Annotated in this window: 11 protein-coding genes and 2 pseudogenes; 5 read left to right on the top strand and 8 right to left on the bottom strand. The window is 68.8% G+C overall.

Translation table 11 applies throughout. The annotated features are described in order from the left end of the window. Nucleotides 1-40: 40 nt before the first annotated feature. A complete protein-coding gene (locus AB0J16_RS58970; RefSeq protein WP_358557981.1) occupies nt 41-244 on the top strand; it encodes a hypothetical protein in 204 nt (67 codons plus the stop codon). A 91-nt stretch (nt 245-335) separates the two neighbouring features. Continuing rightward, entirely contained in the window at nt 336-677 is a 342-nt protein-coding gene (locus AB0J16_RS58965; RefSeq protein ID WP_358557978.1) for a hypothetical protein, read from the top strand. Nucleotides 678-925: 248 nt separating this feature from the next. Here AB0J16_RS58965 and AB0J16_RS58960 read toward each other — a convergent pair whose 3' ends face one another. After that, on the bottom strand, nt 926-2383 hold the full coding sequence (locus AB0J16_RS58960) for an FAD-binding protein (RefSeq protein ID WP_358557975.1): 1458 nt from the start codon (nt 2381-2383) through the stop codon (nt 926-928). 427 nt (nt 2384-2810) lie between these two features. Further along, entirely contained in the window at nt 2811-3656 is an 846-nt protein-coding gene (locus tag AB0J16_RS58955) for a hypothetical protein (RefSeq protein WP_358557973.1), read from the bottom strand. A gap of 376 nt (nt 3657-4032) precedes the next feature. On the opposite strand from AB0J16_RS58955, the gene AB0J16_RS58950 reads away from it, so the two are divergent. Next, the gene (locus AB0J16_RS58950; RefSeq protein ID WP_358557970.1) at nt 4033-4830 is read left to right on the top strand and encodes a maleylpyruvate isomerase N-terminal domain-containing protein; all 798 of its coding nucleotides are present in this window, start codon (nt 4033-4035) and stop codon (nt 4828-4830) included. A gap of 171 nt (nt 4831-5001) precedes the next feature. On the opposite strand, the pseudogene AB0J16_RS58945 reads toward AB0J16_RS58950, so the two are convergent. From AB0J16_RS58945 to AB0J16_RS58925, 5 genes and pseudogenes are all read right to left on the bottom strand, one after another. Beyond that, nucleotides 5002-5406, bottom strand: a pseudogene (locus AB0J16_RS58945) (Tn3 family transposase); the annotation flags it as partial. 330 nt (nt 5407-5736) lie between these two features. Then, nucleotides 5737-6099: a hypothetical protein gene (locus AB0J16_RS58940; RefSeq protein ID WP_358557967.1), complete on the bottom strand. Its 363-nt coding sequence runs from the start codon at nt 6097-6099 to the stop codon at nt 5737-5739. 318 nt (nt 6100-6417) lie between these two features. Then, on the bottom strand, nt 6418-6654 hold the full coding sequence (locus tag AB0J16_RS58935; RefSeq protein ID WP_358557964.1) for a hypothetical protein: 237 nt from the start codon (nt 6652-6654) through the stop codon (nt 6418-6420). A gap of 135 nt (nt 6655-6789) precedes the next feature. Beyond that, nucleotides 6790-9588 (bottom strand): BTAD domain-containing putative transcriptional regulator, encoded by a 2799-nt coding sequence (locus AB0J16_RS58930; protein ID WP_358557962.1) that lies wholly within the window; start codon nt 9586-9588, stop codon nt 6790-6792. Nucleotides 9589-9803: 215 nt separating this feature from the next. Then, on the bottom strand, nt 9804-10250 hold the full coding sequence (locus tag AB0J16_RS58925) for a CBS domain-containing protein (protein WP_358557959.1): 447 nt from the start codon (nt 10248-10250) through the stop codon (nt 9804-9806). Nucleotides 10251-10725: 475 nt separating this feature from the next. Here AB0J16_RS58925 and adhP point away from each other — a divergent pair, with 475 nt between their 5' ends. Both adhP and AB0J16_RS58915 read left to right on the top strand, forming a co-directional pair. Then, the gene (gene adhP / locus AB0J16_RS58920; RefSeq protein ID WP_358557956.1) at nt 10726-11736 is read left to right on the top strand and encodes an alcohol dehydrogenase AdhP; all 1011 of its coding nucleotides are present in this window, start codon (nt 10726-10728) and stop codon (nt 11734-11736) included. A gap of 39 nt (nt 11737-11775) precedes the next feature. Continuing rightward, on the top strand, nt 11776-12225 hold the full coding sequence (locus tag AB0J16_RS58915) for a hemerythrin domain-containing protein (protein ID WP_358557953.1): 450 nt from the start codon (nt 11776-11778) through the stop codon (nt 12223-12225). A gap of 105 nt (nt 12226-12330) precedes the next feature. Here the strand turns inward: AB0J16_RS58915 and AB0J16_RS58910 are convergent. Beyond that, nucleotides 12331-13473 (bottom strand): annotated as a pseudogene (locus tag AB0J16_RS58910) (transposase). Nucleotides 13474-13530: the final 57 nt, after the last annotated feature.

The following is a 13530-nucleotide window of genomic DNA, read 5'->3' as shown; positions in this document are numbered from 1 at the left end:
GGTCGGCGGGGGTAGCCTGCGACCGGCTGGAGACGCGACGGTGCGCATGGTCCGCGCCGAGCTGCTCGCCGCGGGGTTGGCCAACGACGCCGAGATCGACGCGCACCTGGCCGCCATCGATGCCGGCGAGCTCGACCTCACCCTCGCGCCGCCGAACGCGCCACCCGAGACGCCTTTTCGCTTTCGTGAAACTTTCAGCCCACCGGACGTCGCATCGTGGGCCGATGCGGCGGCGACCAACTGAATCTGGCGCGGCTGCGATTGCGGATCTACGTTGACGTCGCGGCGCGCCAAGCGCCGCGATCCCCATACGTCCGACGATGTGGAGAGGGCAGATGGAATCTCGCACAGGCCGCCGCAGGAGAGCGCTCCTTTGGCGCGCATCGGCCGCGTCCCTTGTCACGGTGACGGCGCTCGGTCTCGGCGCCGTGGCGGTCGACGCCGCCACCGATCAGTCCGCCATGTCCTACACGATTCCGCGTTCGGCGAGCGCGGTGGGCCAGGGCCGGACCTCGGACGTGGCCAAGCACAACGGCGCGCAGGAGGCCAGGGCGGCGGTGCTGGCGGCGGGTGGTGACTGCGCGAACTGGTCACAGAGCGATCGCACTCTCTTCATCGCGCCGGACAGCTCCTGGTGGGTCTACGAAGTGACCGTCTCGGCCCTCTGCGTGCACTGACCCGTCGGACGGCCGAGAGCGTTTTGGCGGCCACTCGCTGGCCCGGCCAGGGGCGGTGGCTGCCCGAGCCGCTGACCCAGGTCATCGCCGAACACCGGACCCTGGCGCTAACCTTCCTCGACCAAGTCAGCCCAAGGTAAAATCGAGCCCGGGCTGAAACGCCCGGGGCGACCCGACCGGCCGTCCCCTGCGACACCGCGCCCTTCGCCTGGCGGCGAAACTCGGCACGGGTGATCCGGCTCCGGACTTCACGGTCCCGGAGGGAAGACGCCCTGGCCCGGAGTGAGGATTCCGTCGGGGTCGTAGCGTTCATGGGCCGCCGCGAAGGCGGCCCATGCGGGGCCGTAGTGGGTGCGCCACTCCTCAGGTGTGGTGGGTATGGAGCCGACCGGGTACTGGTAACCCCCGACGGCTTGGGCGCGCAGGTAGAGGGAACGGTTGGCCTCCACCATGTCCTGCGGGCTCTCGGCTCCGTGCGAGGCGGTTCTGAGCAGCGTGAAGAGGAAGACCGTCTCCTCGTCGGGCACGCGCAGCAAGGGCAGGTGCAGGCGGGCGCGGGGGAAGGGATAGAGCAGTACCACGCCGCTGGCGCCGACCTCGGTCTCGGTCAGGTCCTTGATGGCGGCCTCCACGAAGGCGTCGGTGCGGCTCGCGGGCAGGAACATGTTCCACCAGGGGTGCGGGCGGTACCACTCGCCAGTGGACTTCAGATAGGCGACGCCCGCGGCGAGCCGGTTGAGGAAGTCGAAGTAGGACATGTCCTGGATCTGCCGGTCGCCGGGCTGGTCGCGCAGCCCGTCGAGCAGCCTGCCGTCGTCGGGCGGAGTCGTGCCGTTGAAGAAAGCGACCGCTTCAAGCTGGTAACTCCAGCCGGCGGAGCCGGTCGGCAGCCCGAGCTCTCCCTCCACGTAGGCGAAGCGGCCGTCGTTGACCACGCGCCGCTGGTCGGCGGTCAGCGCGGCGACGCTCGGGTAGGAGAGCAGGTAGTGGCGGACCCTCTCGGGGGCCGGCAGCAGGCGCACGGTGGCCTTGGTGATGATGCCGCACTGTCCTCTTCCAGCCAGCGCCGCGCGGAAGAGGTCGGGGCGCAGCCGCGCGGAACACCTGTTCAGGCTGGCCGCCCCCGTGACGACCTCCAGTTCCACGACGCTGTCCGCCTGGGATCCGTGGTGGTGGGTCTGGCCGCCGACACCGCCCACCGAGAGCGTGCCGCCGACCGAGAGCTCCAGGTAGTCGGTGAAGACCGGAGGGGTCAGGCCGTGGGCCAGGCTCGCCTGCGCCAAGCTGCTCCAGAGCGCGCCCGCCTCCACGACGGCCGTGTCCTCCCGCACCTCAACCGCGTTGAGCGGGGTCATGTCGATGATCAGCCCGCCCGCGACCTGGCCCTGACCGAAGGTGGCGTGTCCCTGGCCGCGCGCGGCCACCGGCAGGCTGTGCGTCCGGCAGTACTTCATCATCAGCATGATGTCCGACACGGCGCCGGGCTCCAGCACGGCCCCGGGGGTTCGATGGACCAGGTGACCGAAGTCGTCGGCCGCCTGGCCGCGCGAGGCGGGATCGGTCACCACCTTGCCCTTCAGCGGCGGCAGGTCGACCATCCCCTGAGACTGGGCGGCGTCGGTGACCCACGTGCGCGTGGACGGGTCGAAGCCGACCACGGCCGCCCCCGCCGTGAGGAACGCCCGTCTCCACGGATGCCACGTCATGCCCGGTCCTTTCGCAGCGCGGTCATGTCGCGTCGATAATCGCCGACGGCACCCGGCGACGCTACTCAAACGAAACCGGATGACAGCCACAAAAGGGTTACTAAGGCGCTTCGCGCCTCGACGGGCGCGCTACGCGCCGGTCCAGAAGATCACTATCGAGCTCGGCGATGAGCGCGTAGCGACCGGCGGCGCAGGCACCACCGACAACCTGCTCTACGAGCACCCCAAGCTAGTGATCTGCGTCATATGACCTGCCCGGAAACGCGGCACGAGCGACGACCCCCCAGCGCGAACACCCCGATGGAAAGCCACCTACTCGAAGCCTCCTCCTCAGGAGCCGGGCTCGGAGCGCGACGTGTCATGCGGGTCATGGTGGTGCCCGGCGGGGCGAGCCCGCCAGGCACACGTGATCGTGGCCGAATCTAGTTCACGAACGCCCTTTCAGGCTTTTCAAAGCTGAGCCAGGGTCGTCGGCGTAGAAGCGGATCGTGGTGATGTGCTCGCGACGGCCGAGGGGCCTGGTGACGGCGATCGGCCCGGTCAGGTTGACGATCAGGTTCGTCTGCGCGTCCACTCCCAGGGTGAGGTGGCCGTCCGTCACTTCGATCACACCGCGCGCGTTGTAGTTACGGCTTACCCTGACCGAGGCGATGAGCTCGCGCGGGACGCGCAGGTCGACGTACGCGCCATAGCGGATGCGCAACTCCTCCGCGGTCACGACATGCGGCCGGGTGGCGGACGCCGCCCCGAGGGCCAGCACGAACAAGAGTTGGTAGACGTCGGCCACCATGACGATGGCGCGCAGGCCGGCCGCAGCGTTCGAGACCGCCAGCATCCACTCCAGGGCAACAGCCTGCACGACCACGGCGAACAGCAGCATCAGCAGCAGCGGCCGCTGATTCTTCGCATACGTCAGGGCAATACCACCCGGCGGCACCCCGTCCTGACGCCGCCTGACCCACAGAGCGAAGCTGGCCAGGTTCCTGTGCTCCGCTCTCATGAGCATGCGTACCTGCAGCGGCACCAGAGCATCGGTGACCGTCCTCAGCGCGTCCCATGGTGCGGCGCCAACCTCACGAGCGGCTCTGAACAGCCGATACGCGTGCATGTATCCCATGGCGGACAACGGCGCGACCACCGCCGCGGCGACCAGTCCCGCCGGCGTGGGCGTCAATCGTCTCGCAACCATCAATAAGGCGACGAGCAGGTCCAGGGCCGCACTGCCAGCAGGCCGTAACGAGCGAGGCTGAGCCGCATGCTCATGTCCTTCCATCGTCGGAGAAGGGCTATGAAGATCATAGAATGTGGATCATCGCTCGCCATGTAGGGCATCCTCGGAGCTCCATCGCCTCCACGACCAGATGGATTGTGCACAATGCCGCAAACAAGCGAATCCACTGTTGTGAGGTCAACCGGCCGTGGGGCACAGCGGTACAGCGGTTCACGCTAAGCCGATGATCACGGCTGGCGGATGCGTACGGGCTTGGCCGAAGGGGCAGTCCCTCGTCCACCGCGGCGGCCTCGGCTTCCGCGAGTGCCCGGTAGAGCGAGGCGACCGACGGCGACTTGCCACACCGTCACCTCGGCTACGCAGGGCTACATTGCCCCTGATGACCGACCCGAGTGCCGGGCCGTGATAGAGAGTCCGGGTGACAACGACACTTGAGTTTCCCGTTCTGCTGCGACTGATCGACGAACGGTCGACCGCCTTCCGCGCCGCGGTCGCCTCCGCGCCCAGCCTCGACGTACAGGTGCCGACCTGCCCCGAGTGGACGCTGTTCGATCTGGCGCAGCACATCGGCGAGGGGCGCCGCGACTGGGCGGCCACCGTCGCCGCAGGGCCTGCTCCGGCCAAGTCCGCGGCGGAGGGCTCCCGGGCTGCGCCTCGGGAGCGCGAGGCGCTGCTGGCCTGGTTGGCGGAGTCCACGGAGCAACTGCTGGACGCACTGCGGAAGGCCGGCCCGGATCGCGGTTGCTGGACGTGGTGGGAGACGTCGCAGTCGCCGCAGACCTCCGGTGCCGTAGCTCGGCACCAGCTCCAGCAGATGGCGGTGCACACCTACGACGCCCAGATCACCGTGGGTGCCCCGCAGCCGCTGCCGGCCGAGGTGGCACTCGACGGTGTCGACGAGTTCCTGTCCACCTGCGTCGCAACGACGAGTGCCTGGCCACACAAGCCCGCTGTCGTCGACTTCCACGCCTCCGAGGGCCGCTCCTGGCGCCTCTCGCTCTCCGCCGACGGCGCACGGACCGCCCGTCTCCCCGAGCCCGGCACCATATCGGCCACCGCTGCCGACCAGGACCCGGACGCGGCCAACGCCTCCGCCTGGGGCACGGCCGACGAGCTGGTCCTCATCCTGCACGACCGTATCCCGATCAACTCCCTGAAGCTCGACGGCGACCGACGTCTCTTCGACCAGCTCAGCGCCTGGGACCCGGATGAGTAGGACGTGACGATGCGCCCCCTCGTACGCCCCGAGGCATGCCTCACGGCAACGGCTACAGCCACGCCGTGGTGGCCTCGCGGCCGCTGGGGGAGCAGACCGCCACGGCTGCGAAGCGGCTGACCGAGGGCGGCCCACACGCTGATCGGCGCGCCTGGTCGGCACCTGACGCCGTCAGTTCTCCGCGTCGTCCGCGTCGTCATCGTCGTCATCGAGTCCGGCCGCGCCCGGGTCGCGCGGCGGGTGCAGGGCGCCGGCGGCCGGGACGCTGGCGGTGAAGCTGTAGCGGCCGAGCAGGTTCAGGTACTTGTGCTTGAGCGGGGAGAGCCGGGCGATGTCCTCGTCCCGGATTTCGTGGCCCTCGGCGCGGAGTTGGGCGACGGCGGCGTCGATGCAGCGGGTCGTCCAGAGCATGATGGCGTTGAGGACCAGACCGAGCGCGCCGAGTTGGTCCTCCATCCCGTTGCGGTACGCCTGGTGGATGGTTCCGCGCTTGTCGTGGCACAGGTCGCGGGCGAGCTTGTGGCGGGATTCCCGCACGGTGAGCTGGCGGTTCATCTGACGGCGGTAGGTGACGTCCGGGCTTTGGGGTGTGATCGCTCTACCTGGATATTTCTGGGCCGTGGATGATGCGGTGGATGGTGGAGCGTCCGACGCTGTACTCGGTGGCCAGATCCGCCGGCGACACGGAACTTGAAGCCCAGACCCGCATCGAAAGGTTCAATCCGTCGACGGTTGCTGAACCAGCCGGCGGCCATGTGACCATCCCCAACGCCGACGGCTCGTGCACCTGGCCGGCCACTCCGCTCGGGATGGCCAACAGGCTCACAACCTATCTCTGGGCGCGAGGACCTTCGGGGGTGATGACGAGCCCACGTCCGAAGGTCCTCACTCCCATTCAGGACGCTTTTAGCAGAGCGTCACGCGCTGGGATTCCACCGTGCCACCCCGGCTGCGGGTTTGGGTGTAGTAGCTACCGTGGCCCCAGTTGCAGCTGCCGTAGACCCTGATCGGGTTTGACCCCGAGCCGGTCGCCACCAGAGCGTCGAGCCCGACCTTGTCCTGGTAGAGGCGTGCCTCGATATTGGACTCCCCGCAGCCCGTCGAACCGCCGATTCCACGGATCTCGCCGACGCCATAGGCGAACGGGGGATCCGCGTAGACCGAACAGGGGAGGGCGGAGGCGGTCGCCGATGCCGCCGGCACCCCGGTCGCAGTTCCTGCCGCGACGATCAGGGCTCCGACGAGCATCCTCGACAGTTTGGTCCGCATGGTTCTCCTATCTGGAACAGAAAGGCGTGAGGACATGGCATATTGGTGGGCCCGTATCCCCACGGGGGAAGGACGCTGATGTGCGGGCAAGATTTGCCGCTTGTCATCGGAAGTGCCGTCTCCGGCGCCAGATAGATGACCTACTGCCACCTTCCGGCGATTTCCGGCCGTCAGTGAAGTGGCGCAGAAATTCTTGCGAGTGGGCGCCATGGTTCAGGTGAACCTGCTGCGCTCTTGTATCTTCGCTGCTTCTCTGTTGGCGGCCACGGAAACCCCGGGAAACAGCCTCCGCTGAACGCCATTTCTGCGGTTACCGTTTCAAGGCTCGCTCTTCATCACCTCTACCTCCCTTCGGTTGCCGGTGACGCGCGTCCGTGTCATCGCCCCGGTGTCGCCTTGACGTCTTCCTGGCGCGTCAATGAGGTCTCCGTGGCCGGGCAGGGCGATCGGAGGAAGTTCTGCGTCGGTATCGGCGAGCACCTGGAGATGCTCGGCGCTTACGCCGTGGAGCCGCGCCGAATCATCTTGGATCGCACAAAGCACCGAGTTCTCCATTCAGCGGTATGCGAGGTGCTCAGCTCCGTATGGGCGGCCGGCCTTGCGCTCGCACTGGCTCAGGATGTCTGACCGGCGTTGTGAAAGCGTTGTGGGTTCGTTGCGGGTGCTGGACTCGCCGCTGCGCCGTCGGCGCTACCGATCCAGTTGATCGTGGATCTTGGCGCGGATCCGGTCGGCGTCGGCGTGGCCGAGCTGCTCGAAGATCTCCAGTGCGTGCCGCCAGGCATGGCCGCTCAGCCGGTCGTTGCCGGCGGCGTGGTGGGCGTCGCCGAGGCGGACGAGAGTGGCGGCCTCGTTGTAGCGGTCGGCGACCTCACGGAACAGTTTCAGGGCCTGCTCGTAGCAGGCGGCGGCTTGGGCGTGATGGCCGAGATGCAGGTGCGCGTGTCCGAGGCTGTCCCAGGTGGTGGCCTGCCCGTGCTGATGGCCGAGCTCGAGGTGTAGGTCCAGGGCCTGCTCGCAGTGGATCAGGGCCTGGTCGTGGTGGCCCATCAGGGTGTGATACCAGCCGATCGCGTTGAGCGCGTGCGCGAGTCCGGCCCGATGGCCGGCCTGCTGATAGAGATCACGGGCCTGTTCCGCATGGTCGAGCGCCTCTCGATACCCGCTGTGGGTCTCCAGGAGCGAGGCGACGCCGCGGTGGGCGTTGGCCAGGCCGACCCGGTCACCGAGCACGGTGAAGAGGGTGAGCGTCTGCTCGACGTGGGCGCGGACGTCGTCATGGCGGCCCAGCCGGGTGTAGGCCCGGACGAGTCCGCTGTGGGCGTGGGCCTGGCCGAGTCGATCGCCGAGCCGCTGCGCGGCGTTCAGCGCCGTCTGCTGGGTGGCGAGAAGGTCCGGCCAATGTCCTTGGTGATCGAAATAGGTGACCAAGGCCCAGGCCAGTTGCCAGGTGAGGGTGCCGAATCCCAGGTCGGCGGCCTGGCGCACGGCCGCGATCAGCACCGCGTGCTCGGCGGTGAACCAGGCCATCGCCTGTCGCGGGTCGGTCAGGACCGTCGGGCGCACTCCGTCCTGCGGCGCGGACAGGGTGATCGGATGGCGGTGCGGATAGAGCAGCAGCATGGCCGTGTGAGCGGTGTGCACATAGTGGTCCAGTACGCGGTGCGACGCGGCGCGCCGGGCAGCCTGCGCATCGCGCGTGCGAGCCTGCTCCGCGGCGTAGGCGCGCAGCAGATCATGGAAGGTGTAGCGTCCCGGCCGGTGCTCGATGAGCAGGTGCGCCCGCGTCAGCTCCGTCAACAGCCTTCGCGCCTGAGCATGCTCCAGCCCGGCCAGGCTGGCCGCCGCCTCCTCGTCGGCGTCCGGACCAGGGTGAATGCCCAATAATCGAAACAGTCTGGCCGCCGGTGCCGACAAGGTGCGATAAGACCAGGAGAACACCGCCTTGAGGTCCGCGGCCGGCTCTCCTCCGTCCAGGGCGTCCAACCGTGCCGAGTCCCTGCCCAGATTCTCGGCCAGGGCCCACAGCGGGAAGTCCGGGCGGACCTTCGCCCGGGCCGCGATGATGCTCAGCGCGAGCGGCAGCCCCGCGCACAGCTCCAGCAGGCCGGCCACTGCCGCGGGCTCTGCCTCGGCCCGCCGGCTGCCCACATGACGAGTGAAGAGCCGGCGCGCCTCGGCCTGACCGAGAGGGGGCAACGTGATCGGATGGGCACCGTAACCGGCCATCAGGCCGGCCAGCTCCTGGCGGCTGGTCACCAGCACGAAACAGGACGGACTCCCCGGCAGCAGAGGCGCCACCTGCGCGGTGTCGCGGGCATTGTCCAGAACGATCAGCATCCGCTTGCCGGACACCAGACTGCGATACAGCGCGACCTGCGCGTCCAGCATCGGCGGAATGGCCGCCGGATCGCTGCCAAGGGCGCCCAGCAAGGTTCGCACCGCCACCGCCGCCGACATCGTCGCGTCGCAGGGGTCGAAGCCACGCAGGTTCACGTACAACTGCCCGTCGGCGAACGTGTCCGTGTTCCGGTGCGCCCAGTGCAGAGCGAGCCAGGTCTTGCCGATGCCACCGCAGCCGCCGATCGTGACGATCCGCACCGTGCCCGTCGTCAGCTGAACGGCCAGCGCCTCATCGAGCCCCGCCAGTTCGCGGTCCCGGCCGACGAACGACGGCGGCGCCGCCGGCAGGGTCTGCGGCACCAGAACGACGCCGCGCGCTGCCACAGCGACGTCCACCGCCGCCGGGGCGAGCACGGGGTCGGCGGCCAGGATCTGCTGCTGGAGCCCCTGGAGAGCAGCGCCGGGATCGGTCCCCAACCCCTCGGCCAACTCGCGCCGGATCCGCGCATAGCATGCCAAGGCGTCGGCCTGGCGGCCACTGCGGTACAGCGCGATCATGAGCTGACCGGCCAGCCGCTCATCCAGCGGATGCACGGCCGCCAGCGTCGCGAGGTCGACGAGCAACGTGGCGTCTTCACCGCGCCGGAGCCGGAAGTCGTGATAGTCCAACTGCGCGGCGAACCGCTCGGCCTGCAGCGTGTGCCTCAACGCCATCAACCAGGGTGTGTCCAGGTCGGCGAACACCTCGCCACGCCACAACGCCAGCGCCCGCTCATACAGCGCCACCGGCTCCACGCCGTCCCGGCCGCCCCGCGCCTGCGCCAGCAACCGGCGGAACAGATGCAGATCCACGGCCGCCTCGTCGACCTCAAGCAGATAGCCGCCGGAACGACGCCGGATGCCCCACTCCTCGACCACCGGCACAGCGGCCCGCAACCGCGACAGATAACTCCGCAACGTACCCGCGGCCTGCGGTGGCCGGTCCTCACCCCAGACCCGCTCGGCGAGCTGATCCATGGACATCGGGTGATTGGCCTCCGCCAGCAGCACCGCCAGCACATAGCGCTGCCGCGCCGGGCCGATATCGACCGATCTGCCGTCCACACGGGCGCACACCTCGCCCAACAGCCGGAACTCGACCCGCATCGCTCTCCCTCGGCCGGGTCGTACGATGACGGGCGCTGACTCTATAGAACACAGTCCAGGCCGCCCCAGACTTCAACAAAGCTCGAATCGATCGCAGGTATCGGGACGAGCCGGCTTCCTCCTCGATGTGCTTGCCGAGGACGGGACACCGTTGGCTGCCGCTACCGGCGAGCTGATGAGCTCCCTTCGCCGAGCGGTTTCCGCCGGTGCCGTGGTCAGCGGGCGGCGGGCCGGGTGAAGACCCGCAGCACGTCTCGCTGGTGCAGCGTGCCGACGATCCGGCCGGTCACCGGGTCGATCACGGGCAGTTGTTTGATGCGCTGGGTGTGCATCAGCTTGGCGGCATCCCGTACCGCCGTGCCCGGTGTGACGGTGATCGCCGGAGAGGTCATCAGCTGGACCGCCGTCGCCCCCGCGGCCTTGTCATGGTCGCGCCGTCGGCGGCGCGACTCGAAGATCGACATGCTGTGCCGTACCGGGTCGGCCTCTTTGAGCAGTAGGTCGTTCTCGGAGACGACGCCCACCGGCCGCCGGTCGGCGTCGACCACGGTGACCGCGCCGACCGCGTAGCGCTTCATGGTGGCCACGATGTCGGCGAACGATGCGTTCTCCAGCACGGCGATGGCCACGAGTCCCATGACGTCCTTGACTTCGATTGACATAGCTATTCACCCCCACGTCCACGCTCTCCTATCCCTGGCGTCGGCCGGCAGCGGCGGACGTCCCGGATGTCGGGTGACCAAGGTCCCGCCGAACAGGGCCCTACGGCGGCCGCTTCCGGGGGCATCAGGCGCGGACCACCGCGACCGGGCAGCGGGCGTGGCGGGCACGCCTCGGCTGACCGAGCCGGCGAACGCGTGCACCGGCTACTGCCAGGCGTGCACCACCCCCGACGTGCTTCCCCGCACCTTCCTTCTATGTGCCATGCCACCGCCTCACCCGGCCTGGCCTCCAGGGACGGAAGTCCCGCGAGGCGCAGCTTTGGTCCACGCCCTGTGCGAGCGTGGCGGCTTCTTGGGAGAGGGACGTCGCACCGCGAAAGAGTGACGGATGGCCGGTCCGTACGGGACCTTCGGCCCTGATCGCCGCGCCGCCCAGGGCGGGAGGGTGAAGCACGACCAAAGGAGACAAGAACCCATGCGTGCTGCCGTCATCATCGGTTTCGACAAGCCCGTCGAGATTCAGGAGGTGCCCGTCCCCGAGCCGGAGCCGTTCCAGGTTCTCGTGCGTATCGAGGCCAGCGGCCTGTGCCACACCGACATCCACGCCGCCCACGGCGATTGGCCGGTCAAGCCGTCGCTGCCCTTCATCCCCGGGCACGAGGGTGTCGGCGTCATCGAGAAGGTCGGCTCCGCCGTGACCGATCGGGCGGTCGGTGAGCGCGTGGCCCTGCCGTGGCTCGGCTACGCCTGCGGTACCTGCGAGTACTGCGTCAGCGGCCGGGAGACGCTGTGTGAGTCCCAGCAGAACACCGGCTACGCGCTCAACGGCGGCCACGCCGAGCACGCCGTCGCCCACGCCGCCTACGTCGTCCCCGTGCCCGACGGCGTCATCTCGGCTGAGGCGGCCCCGCTGACCTGCGCAGGCGTGACCACGTACAAGGCCGTCAAGGTCTCTGGGCTGCGCCCGTCCGAGCGGGCCGCGATCTTCGGTATCGGCGGGCTCGGACATCTCGCCCTGCAGTACGCGCGGATCTTCGGCGGCCGGACCATCGCCGTCGACGTCACCGAAGACAAGCTCCAGCTGGCCCGCGACCTCGGCGCCGCCCACACCATCAACGCCGCCGCCACCGACCCCGTCGCCGAGATTCAGGCGCTCGGCGGCGCGGACGTCGCCATCGTGCTCGCCGCCAGCCCGCGCGTGCTGGAACAGGCGCACGCGTCGCTGCGCCGCGGCGGCCGCCTGGTGCTGGTCTCCCTGCCGAAAGACAACGCGATGAGCCTGCCCATCTTCCAGACCGTGCTCGGCGGCATCAGCGTCATCGGCTCCATCGTCGGCACTCGCGCCGACCTGGCCGAGGTGTTCCAGTTGCACGCAGAGGGACGTACCAAGGTCATCTACGAGACGCGCAAGCTCGAGGAGATCAACCGGTCCTTCGACGACGTCCTGGCCGGCACGGTCCCCGCCCGCCTCGTCTTCGAGCTGTGACCTCTTCCAAAAGGACACGAGTTCCATAAGGACACGAGCATGTGCAACTACTGCGGCTGCCGGAAGTTCCCACTGATCGGCCGCCTGTCCCAGGAGCACTGGGACATTCAGGAGTGCGCGGGAGCGCTGCGCCGCGCCATCGTCGAGGATCGGCACGGCGACGCCACGCCCCTCCTGGCGGAGTTGCTCGCCCGGCTGGTCCCGCACACCGCCGCCGAAGAGAACGGGCTGTTCGCCGAACTGCGCGCCGACGGGCCGCTGGCCGACGAGGTCGAGCGGCTCTGCGCCGAGCATGCCGACATCCACGGCGTGCTCGGCGCGATCGACCCGGCCGCGCCCGACTGGCCCGCCGTACTGGCCGCCCTGGACCGGCTGCACCAGCACATCGATCACGAGGAGCATGGCCTGTTCCCCGCCGCCGTCATCATGCTGCCGCTCGACGCCTGGGACCGCATCACACCCGGCCCGTCCCCGGCGGTGACCGGCTAGCAGGCACGTGCCGAACGGCCCGAAAGGACGGGTGTCAGCTTCTCGGCCGTAAACGACCGAGCTTGCAGCTCCTCGCCGTCGATGGCTTCGACGGTCCGGTCCGCGTCAGGCAGCGTGACTCACTGCCCAGCCCGTAACGCCGCGTGCGGCGATGTTGCGGGCTGCGTTGACGTCGGCGTGCTCAGCGAAACCGCACGACGTACACGAGAAGGTGGCCTGGTCAGACCGATTGCGCTTGTCCACATGCCCACAGTGCGAGCACTGCTGTGAGGTGTAGGCCGCATCCACGATAATCACCGCCACTCCTGACCGGACCGCCTTGTAGGCGATGAAGGCTCAGAGCTGGTGGAAACTCCAGGAGTGCAGCGTGACCCGCTGGGGCTTGCGAAGCCGTACCCGTTCGCGGATGCCCTGGAGATCCTCCAGAGCGATCCCGCGCCCGGTGCGTTCTGCCTCGGTCACGATGCTTTTGGCGATGATGTGGTTGACATTCGCGGCGAACCGCGCCTCGCTACGACGCCGCCGTTTCAGCAGCCGCTTGGCGGACTTGGTCTGCTTGGCCTGCAGGCGGCGGCGCAGTCGGCGATGACGGTGGCGGACCGCGTTCAGGCCCTTGCCGCAATGACGGACCCCATCGGAGGTGGTAGCGATGTTGGCGATACCCAGATCCACCCCGACGAAGCCGTCCGGTTCCGATAGCGGCCGGCCGGCCAACTCGACCGTGGCATACAGGAACCACAACCCGTCCCGGCAGATCAGATCCGACTCGCCGCGTCGATGGGCGGCCAGCAGCGCCAGTTGCTGTGCCGAGCCGGTGAAGGCCACCCCTTTCAGCCGCCCGGCGGTCGTCCAGATCGACACCGTCCGAGCATCATGCTGCCAGGACAGGCACCGGTCGTCATACGGCTGGGCCGCCAGCGATCGGAAGGAGATCGGCTGGGCTTCGATGGTGACCCGACGCGGCGATCCGGGCTTGCCCAGGTTCCCGGCGGCCAGGTTGGCGTGCAGGGTGCGGTAGGCGTCGCACACCTTCTTGATGACGTGCTGGGCGGCCTGGGCGGCCAGCCCGAACTCGGCCTTGATCTGGTCGTAGGTGTGCTTGCGCAGGTCGAAGTTGCGGAAACAGTGTTGCTGGAACGCCAGTGCCGCGACCAGATTCGCCGCTCGGTTGGCGGCGTCCAGGGTGGCTTCCAGCGCCGCCGCCTGCTGCGGCGTCGGCAGGAGCGTAGGGTAGGCCGCCGCCCCCACTGAGGTGGAAAACAACGGCCCCCCTCCGAACGGTACGTGCGCCTTTCAACGCATACC

The sequence above is a fragment of the Nonomuraea sp. NPDC049750 genome (genome assembly GCF_040659625.1).
GTDB lineage: Bacteria > Actinomycetota > Actinomycetes > Streptosporangiales > Streptosporangiaceae > Nonomuraea.
This window is presented reverse-complemented; position numbering and strand designations above follow the sequence as displayed.

Coding starts and splice junctions, on each gene's coding strand:
- AB0J16_RS58955 (WP_358557973.1), bottom strand. CDS start 3,656: ATGGAAGGACATGAGCATGCGGCTCAGCCTCGCTCGTTACGGCCTGCT.
- AB0J16_RS58925 (WP_358557959.1), bottom strand. CDS start 10,250: ATGTCAATCGAAGTCAAGGACGTCATGGGACTCGTGGCCATCGCCGTG.
- AB0J16_RS58960 (WP_358557975.1), bottom strand. CDS start 2,383: ATGACGTGGCATCCGTGGAGACGGGCGTTCCTCACGGCGGGGGCGGCC.
- AB0J16_RS58915 (WP_358557953.1), top strand. CDS start 11,776: ATGTGCAACTACTGCGGCTGCCGGAAGTTCCCACTGATCGGCCGCCTG.
- AB0J16_RS58940 (WP_358557967.1), bottom strand. CDS start 6,099: ATGCGGACCAAACTGTCGAGGATGCTCGTCGGAGCCCTGATCGTCGCG.
- AB0J16_RS58930 (WP_358557962.1), bottom strand. CDS start 9,588: ATGCGGGTCGAGTTCCGGCTGTTGGGCGAGGTGTGCGCCCGTGTGGAC.
- AB0J16_RS58965 (WP_358557978.1), top strand. CDS start 336: ATGGAATCTCGCACAGGCCGCCGCAGGAGAGCGCTCCTTTGGCGCGCA.
- AB0J16_RS58935 (WP_358557964.1), bottom strand. CDS start 6,654: ATGGAGAACTCGGTGCTTTGTGCGATCCAAGATGATTCGGCGCGGCTC.
- adhP (WP_358557956.1), top strand. CDS start 10,726: ATGCGTGCTGCCGTCATCATCGGTTTCGACAAGCCCGTCGAGATTCAG.